This window comes from Nonomuraea basaltis (assembly GCF_005893125.1).
GTDB lineage: Bacteria > Actinomycetota > Actinomycetes > Streptosporangiales > Streptosporangiaceae > Nonomuraea > Nonomuraea basaltis.
Window position 1 is genome coordinate 36,489 of record NZ_VCJS01000105.1, and the last position, 7,745, is coordinate 44,233.

Annotated in this window: 4 protein-coding genes and 1 pseudogene; 2 read left to right on the forward strand and 3 right to left on the reverse strand. The window is 71.6% G+C overall.

Annotated elements, in window-relative coordinates; all coding sequences use genetic code 11:
- The first annotated feature begins 5 nt into the window (after nucleotides 1–5).
- The gene (locus EJK15_RS38155) at nucleotides 6–3,329 is read left to right on the forward strand and encodes a CHAT domain-containing tetratricopeptide repeat protein (protein ID WP_138715340.1); all 3,324 of its coding nucleotides are present in this window, start codon (nucleotides 6–8) and stop codon (nucleotides 3,327–3,329) included.
- Nucleotides 3,330–3,345: 16 nt separating this feature from the next.
- Here EJK15_RS38155 and EJK15_RS38160 read toward each other — a convergent pair whose 3' ends face one another.
- The 3 genes and pseudogenes from EJK15_RS38160 to EJK15_RS38165 all read right to left on the reverse strand — a co-directional run bounded on the left by EJK15_RS38160 (nucleotide 3,346) and on the right by EJK15_RS38165 (nucleotide 6,357).
- Entirely contained in the window at nucleotides 3,346–5,646 is a 2,301-nt protein-coding gene (locus EJK15_RS38160) for an ATP-binding protein (protein ID WP_338089909.1), read from the reverse strand.
- Between the two features lie 6 nt (nucleotides 5,647–5,652).
- Nucleotides 5,653–5,958 (reverse strand): annotated as a pseudogene (locus EJK15_RS77225) (AfsR/SARP family transcriptional regulator); the annotation flags it as partial.
- A 12-nt stretch (nucleotides 5,959–5,970) separates the two neighbouring features.
- Entirely contained in the window at nucleotides 5,971–6,357 is a 387-nt protein-coding gene (locus tag EJK15_RS38165) for an AfsR/SARP family transcriptional regulator (protein ID WP_171074762.1), read from the reverse strand.
- A gap of 167 nt (nucleotides 6,358–6,524) precedes the next feature.
- Here EJK15_RS38165 and EJK15_RS38170 point away from each other — a divergent pair, with 167 nt between their 5' ends.
- On the forward strand, nucleotides 6,525–6,920 hold the full coding sequence (locus tag EJK15_RS38170; protein ID WP_138715343.1) for a hypothetical protein: 396 nt from the start codon (nucleotides 6,525–6,527) through the stop codon (nucleotides 6,918–6,920).
- The last annotated feature ends 825 nt before the right edge of the window (nucleotides 6,921–7,745 follow it).

Genomic DNA, 7,745 nt, shown 5'->3' on the forward strand with positions numbered 1-7,745 from the left:
CGACGATGCGTGACCAACTGCTCAGCGCCCTCCGCGCCCGGCTCGCCTCAGTGTCCGGGACCCGCGACGCCGCCGGCGTCCTCGACCCCGAGGCCCTGGCCGAGGCCGAGCGGCTGCTCGAATTCCTCGCCACGCCGGAGGGCGCGGACCAGGAGGTGCTGCACGCGGTCGGCCTGCTGCACTGGCTGCGCGCGGCGGTCCTGCCTGGCGCACCGGGCCAGGAGGCGTGGGGCCGGGCGGTGGTCCTGCTGACGCCCATCTATCTGGCCGAGCCGGACGCCCTGCCCGGCCAGGTGCGGGCCTCGTTCGCCGAAGCGTTCGGCACGGACGAGCCGGTGGGGGAAGAGCGGGCGCACGCGTTCGCCGAGGCGCTGTCGAACCTCGCTATGTTCCTCCTCGAACGTTTCACGCGGTTCCAGCGCCGCCTCGACGGCGAGACGGCGGTCGTGCTGCTGCGCCGGGCCGCCCACGACCTTCCGCCCGAACACCCCTCCCACGCGCCGGTCCTGTGCAATCTCGGGTACGCGCTCCTGCTGAACGACTCGCTGGTCCCGGAAGAGGAGAGCCCCGAGCCGCCGAACATCGACGAGGCCGTCGCGGTGCTCAGGCAGTCGTTCCAGAACACTCCACGGGAGCACTGGAACCACGCCCGCTGCGCCAACGGCCTGGCCCTGGCGGTGCGGGCCAAGGCCATCGCGTCCCGGGACACGGCCATGCTGGCCGAGGCCATCGACCTGTTCCGGCTCGCCGTGGCGACGGCGACGGGGGCGGCCGAGGACCTTCCGCAGGTCCTCACCGACCTGGGCTCCTCTCTGCTGCTCCGGATGGACATCACGGGCGAGGCCGATCCCGCCGTACTCGACGAGGCCGTCGCCGCCCTGGGCAGAGCCGTACGGGATACGCCCGAGCACACCGCCGAGCGGCGCGCCCGGCTGCGGCTGCTGGCCAGGGCCGAGCTGATGCGGACGCCGAAGCCGGCCCCCGCCCCCACCGTCGCTCTCAGCCCGGAGGCGCGGCGCCGCATGACCGAACTGACCGACCTGTTCCGGCGGACGATCCCGGCCACCAGCGGCGACGCCTCGGACGAACCCGACAACTGGTTCGCCGTCGCCACCCGGCTGATCGGCATCGCCCCGTCCGACGGGCAAGGCCACTTCGCGCAGCTCATGGACCTCATGGCGAGTTTCCTGCGCGATCCCTCCGGCACCGACCTGGATGAAATGGCGCTCGAGCTGGTACAACGGCGATCCCGTCACCTGGCCCCCGACGATCGGCTCGACGCGATGCTGACGCGAATCTTCGCCCAGGACGAGTCGCCGCAGGCGCCCGTGGACACGGCGAGTCTCGACGAACTTCTCGGACTGCACGAACGCGTGCTGCGGGAGCTGCCGGACGACAGTCCCGAACGCTCCGCGCTGATGGTGCACCAGACCATGACGCGGCTGGCCCTGCTACGGTCCCGCCCCGGCGAGCCGAGCGGGCCCGGGCAGGCCGAGGAGATGATCGCCCTGCTCTCCCAGACGATGGAGACGTTGCCGTCGTTGATGAGCACGCTCCACCTGTCCGCCAGCACAGTGGCCGACATGTCCGCGATGAGCAACGCGCTGCTGTCCCCGTTCGAGTCCCTCGCACTGATCGAGGACACCCTGAAACGCAACCGCGAGCGGCTCGCCGGGCTGCCGGAGGGGCACCCGGAGCACACGGCGACGCTGAAGACCCTCGCCCACACGCTGTTCCAGCAGTACCAACTCGCTTACGACGAAACGGCCTATCAGGAGGCCGCCGGCCTGGCCCGCCGCGTCGTCTCTGCGGATCCCGGACAGGCCGCGCGGCTCATGGTGGCGTGGGGGGCGGCGGCGCGGATCCGGGCCATGGCGGCGGGGATGGTCTCCCCGGACGAGGACGACCTGCGGCCGAGCGGCCTGGCCCGCATGTCCTCGGACGAGGCCGTGTCCGCGATCGCCCAAAGCGACGTGCCGGCGGCACTCGAAGCGCTCGAGGATGGCCGCGCGCTGCTGCTCTCCAGCGCGATCAACGCCCGCAGGGAGCTGGCGAATCTGCGGGCGGCCGACTCCGATCTGGCCGAGCGTTTCGTCGCCCTGCGCGAGCGGATGCGCGCAGTGGCCTCCGATCCAGGCCATGAGCCGACGCCGGAGGAATTCGCGCGCCTGCGTGACCTGGCCGGGGAATGGAGCGGGCTGGCCGGCCGGATCCAGGCTCTGCCCGAGTTCGGGCGGTTCCTGATGCCGCTGCCGCTAGGCATGCCCGACCTGGGGCCAGTCGCCGCTGAAGGGCCGGTGGTGACCGTCAACGTCAATCCGCGCCGCTGCGACGCGCTGGCCCTGTGCGCCGACGGCGTGCGCCTGGTGCCGCTGCCGGGCCTGCGGGCCGCCGAGCTCATCGAGCAGGCCGGGGCGTTCCACGCCGCGATCGCCACCGTGCAGGCCGGTCCCGGTCCGCTGGGCGGGCAGGCACAGCAGGTGCTGCTCGACACCCTCGGCTGGTTGTGGGACGTGCTGGCCGAGCCGGTGCTGACGGAGCTGGGTCTCACCGGGCCGCCCGAGGACGGGGTGTGGCCCCGGCTGTGGTGGTCGCCGACGGGGCCGCTCAACTCCCTTCCGCTGCACGCTGCCGGGCATCACGCGATCGCGGGCGCGTCGGTCCTCGATCGGGTGGTGTCCTCGTACACGCCGACCCTGCGGGCCCTGCTGCACAGCCGTTCCCGTCCCGTGCCGGCCCGCCGCGCCGGCTTGACCGTGGCCATGCCGCAGACCCCCGGCCATGCCGCGCTGCCGGAGACGGCGGGCGAGGCCGTCGAGGTCACCACCGGGCTCCGGGGCCTCATGCTGATCGGCGCGCAGGCGTCGCGCGCCGCCGTGCTGGCCGCGCTGCCCGAGGCGACCGTCGCGCATTTCGCCTGTCATGCCGGCAGTGACCCGTACGACCCGTCGGCGAGCCGCCTGCTGCTGCACGACGGGCCTCTGAGCGTCACCGAGATCAGCCGGCTCGACCTCGACGACGCCGAACTGGCCTACCTCTCGGCCTGCGCGACCGCACGCGGCGGCGCCAGGCTGGCCGACGAGGCGATCCACCTGGCCTCCGCCTTCCAGCTGGCCGGCTACGCCCAGGCCGTGGCCACGCTGTGGGAGATCGGCGACCACGTCGCGGCGGCGATGGCCGCCGACTTCCATCGCGAGGTCCGCATGACCATCGAGTCGCCGGTTCGGATCCCCGGCGCGCTCGCGCTGCACACGGCCACCCGCCGCATGCGCGCGGCCCTGCCGGGGCAGCCGTCGGCCTGGGCGGCGTTCCTGCACTCGGGGGCGTGACCCTCTTCGCGGCGGGCTATGGGGGTCGCTTCGCGAGGAGCGCGGTGACCGCCGCCGTTTCGGCCTCGTTGCCGATCTTCTGGAACAGGGCCACGGCATTCGTCCACGCGGCGCCAGCCGCCTGGGGGCGGCCCGCCGCGGCATGGACCTGCCCGAGGATCTTCAGGCTCTGCGCCTCCTGGTACGGACTGCCGAGGTCGCGCCACATGGCCAGGGCGGCAGAGGTGTTCTCTCGGGCCGCGTCGTACCGCCCCTCGCGCAGTTCCAGCTCGCCCAGGCCGCGCAGGGACAGCGCCTCGTCGAAGGTGGAGTTTCCCCGGCGCGCCAGGCTCAGGCTGGTCTCCAGCACCTGGCGGGCCCGGGGATCGGAGGAGGCCAGGTGGGTGATGCCGAGGTTGACCTGGAGGTTGATCTCGCCTGCCCGGTTGCCCAGTTGCCTGGCGAGCGCGATGCCGCCGGCCAGGTGCTCCTGCGCCTCGGCGTACCGTCCCTGCTCGCGCCGGACGACGCCGAGCAGGGCCAGCAGCCTGGCGAGCTGGTGTGTGAGGCCCGCCCCGGCCGCGAGCCGCATCCCGCGCTCCAGTTCCTCGCCGGCCTGCTCGAACTGGGTCAGCACCCGATGGCAGAACCCCATTAGGTAGCCCGCTTCGGCCTGGCCCAGCGCGTAGCCGTGGGCACGGGCCTTGGCGCCGGCCTCCGCCCCTGCCTCCATCGCCTGCGCGGGGTCGCCGAGGGCCAGGTGCGCCCCGCTGATGAGGACGAGCGCGTCGACCTCGCCGGTCAGGTCACCCAGCTCGCGGAAGGGCCGCAGCGCCGCATGGGCCTCTTCCAGCGCCATGGCGTCGGCGTTGACCGGGCTGAACCGGCTCCACTGGGCGAGGTTACGCAGCATGACGGCCTGACCGCGCCGGTCACCGCTCCGCTCGCAGGTGGTCAGCCCGGTTCGGGTGGCGGACTCCCAGTCGTCGTAGTGGTCGCTGAGGTCGTGGAAGTTGACGGCGGCGTTGGCCAGTTCCCAGCACAGGCCGGCGAGATCGAGCCCGGCCGCCTGCTGTACGGCAGCGCGCAGGGCCGCCCGTTCGGCTGAGAACCAGGCGAGAGGTTCGGCGAGCAGGCCGCCGGTCAGCTCGGGCGGCGGCAATCGCCGTGGCGCGTCACCGCGACGGGGCTCGAAGATCCTGCCGGGCAGTCGCCTGTCGGCCTGTTCGGCCAGTCCGAGCCAGGTGGCGAGCGCGCGGATCACGGCCGCCCGTGCCGCGCCGGGGGGCTCCTCCTCGTCCGCGCGTTCCTTGGCGTGCAGGCGGACCAGGTCGTGGAAGCGGTAGCGGGGCTGGCCGGTGGCGTCGATGCCGGCGTCGTCGAGGAGCCTGGCCTCGACCAGCGCCGCCAAATGCGCGTCCGTCTGCTCGTGGCCGGCGTCGAGCAGAGCGGCCGCTGCCCAGCCGGCGAAATCCGGGGTCGTGAGTGTTCCGAGCAGCCGGTAGAGCCGTCTGGCGCCGGTGGCGAGCCCTTCGTAGCTGAGGCCCAGTGAAGCCCGTACTCCGAGGTCGCCGACGTTCAGCTCGTCCAGGCGGCGGCGCTCGTCGTCCAGGAGGCGCGCCATCCTGCCCAGTGGCCAGAGCGGGTGCGCGGCGAGCCGCGCCCCGGCGATCCTGATCCCGAGCGGCAGGTGGCCGCACAGGCGCGCGATCTCGGCCGCCGCCGCGGGATCCAGAGCCAGGCGCTCGGCCCCCACCACGTGGGCGAGCAGGCCCAGAGCCTGGTCCGGCTCCAGGACGGCCAGGTCGAGATGGTGAGCGCCCTCCAAACCCGCCAGTCGCACCCGGCTGGTGATCAGCACCGCGCAGCCGGGGGTGCCCGGCAGCAGCGGGCGCACCTGCTGCTCGCCTGCTGCGTTGTCGAGCAGGATGAGCATCCGCTTGCCGGCCAGGCGGGTACGGTACATCGCGGCGCGTTCCTCCACCCCCTCGGGCACGCTGGAGCCGTCGACGCCGAGCACCCGCAGGAAACGCTCCAACACCTCAGCAGGATCCAGGGGAGCGTCGATGCCGCGCAGGTTGACCTGGAGCTGGCCGTCGAGGAACGCTTCGGCCAGCTCGTGCGCCGCGTGCACGGCAAGGGTGGTCTTGCCGACGCCGCCCATCCCGGCGATGGCGCAGACCACGACCGCGCGGGCCGCGCCGGCTGTCCGCAGCAGCTCGCCCAGCACGCCCACCTCGTGGGCCCGCCCAGTGAAGTCGCCGATGCCGGCCGAGAGCTGGCGCGGGACCAGCCGCGACGGCTGGGCCGCGGCCAGCGCCTCCTCGCCGCGCAGCATCGCCTCGTGCAGCCGCTGCAGCGGCGCGCCCGGCTCGACGCCGAACTCCGCGTCCAGCATGGCGCGGGTCTCCCGGTAGGTCGCCAGCGCCTCGGCCTGGCGGCCGCCGCGATACAGGGCGAGCATGAGGTGCCCGCGCAGCTCCTCGCGGTACGGGTGCGCGCGGACCAGATCATGCAGCTCGGCGACGAGCTCCGCGTGCCGGCCCAGGGCCAGCTCCGCCTCCGCCCACCGCTCCTGAGCGCCCAGCCGCGCCTGCTCCAGCCGCGCCGCCTCCTCGGCGATCTCCGCGCAGTCGAGGAACTCCACGAAGGCGGGGCCGCGCTACAGCAGTAGCGCCTCGCGCAGGCGGCGGCCGGCCACGACGACGTCGCCCGCGGCCAGCGCCTCGCTGCCGGCTGCGGCCAGCTCGCGGAATCGGGTGGCGTCGAGCTCGTTCCCGGTGATGACGGCGTATCCCACTGCGCGGCCGGGCAGGCGTTCGGCGCCCAGCACGCGGCGGATGTGATGGACGTATTGCTGAAGGTTGCGGCGCGCGGAGGGCGGCGGCTGATCGCCCCAGATGGAGGCGACGAGCGAGTCCGTCGAGACGCTCTGCCCCGCCCGTGCCAGCAGCAGGGCCAGCAGCAGTCGCGGCTTGTGCCCCGTGCGGACGTACACCGGCTCACCGTTGTCGGTGACCAGCAAAGGCCCTAAGACCTGGAATTCCACTTGATGTCCCCCGCGCCGATCTGGTCCGGACGACACGCAGAATCCTGTGTCGCGTGGCGCGCTGTCAAGAGCGGATGACGGTGGGTGTTGTACCGCAAATGTACCGCTGCTTCATACCGTCGGCCCTTGATCGGCATGTCCCTCCAGAAGGAGTCGTCCCAGTGGCAATGAAACGTTGGTTGACCAGGATCCTCATGGCCACCGCGGTGGCCGGCGCGATGACCGTGCCGCTCGCCTCGCCGGCGTACGCGGACTATGACACGGCCGTTGGCTGTATCGGCTCGATCCCCTTCGTCGAGTGCTCCACCAAACCGGGCATCAATCCGCACAACTCGGCGGGGTGGGTCTGGGCACGGATCTGGACCACGCCGGTGTGCGCCGGCTGGTGGTGGTTGTACGACTCCTACAGCGGCAAGCGGGTGCGTTCCGGCAGCTTCACCAGCTACGGGTACAAGAACTTCTTCATCGGGAACCTGGCAGTCCGCCCCCACACGTACCAGCTGATCCTGAAGGTTCCCGCCGGCTGCACGATCGGCAGAGCAGAGCTGCGGAACTGGACCTGACCGGCACCAGAGCGTGGAGAGCCGAGCAGGGGCGCTCTCCACGCTCACTCCGCCGTCGCGGACCTGGTCACGACTTCCGGGCGTCGATCATGTTTCGACGTTCTTGTGATCAGACGCGTCATTCGCCGTGGCCGCCACCACCGGCTTGGTCTCCTGGCTCCTCATGAACCAGCCGGAACGACGAGATCACTCGTTCGTCGGATGCCGGAAGAATCAGTCGCGGCCAGCCTACTTGCCTGACGTGGCTTAACGACCTGTCCGCAGTGAGTTCAGCCGGACTGAAGGACATTCATCGGAACACACGCAAGTTCGGTTGGTGAGACCTGAAAACACGGGGAGTTCGCCGGAGTCGAGGCATCATGCCCAGGAGGGATCACGGATGGGTTGTCTGATCGAGCTCGTCGGCAAGTATGGTTACGTAGGCGAGTAACGACAGCGTCTGTCGGTCAGCTGCGACAGCGATCGTTCAGCGCGGGAAACGATGTCGGTGAGAAGAAGCAGCGCTCTTGGGCTTGCGGTGGGACGATGAGTGTGCTCCGCAGGATGAGGGGGCGCTGGGCCGGCCTGGACACCGGCAGCGGTCCGGACCGGGCCAAGCTGGCCGCTAGAGAGACGGTCCAAGCCAACGAGCTGGACCCGGCAGGGCGTCCTGGGCCGCTATTGCGGTAGGAAACTGACCGCAATTATCTCTAGCCTCCCGGCATGGAGATGACTAAGCAAGATCCCGAACCCCGGGGTGAGAACACCGTTAACGGATTCGTTGTCGTTGACGGAGCCGCGCCTTTCATCGACTTCCTCGTCGCTGTCTTTGACGCGAATGAGCGG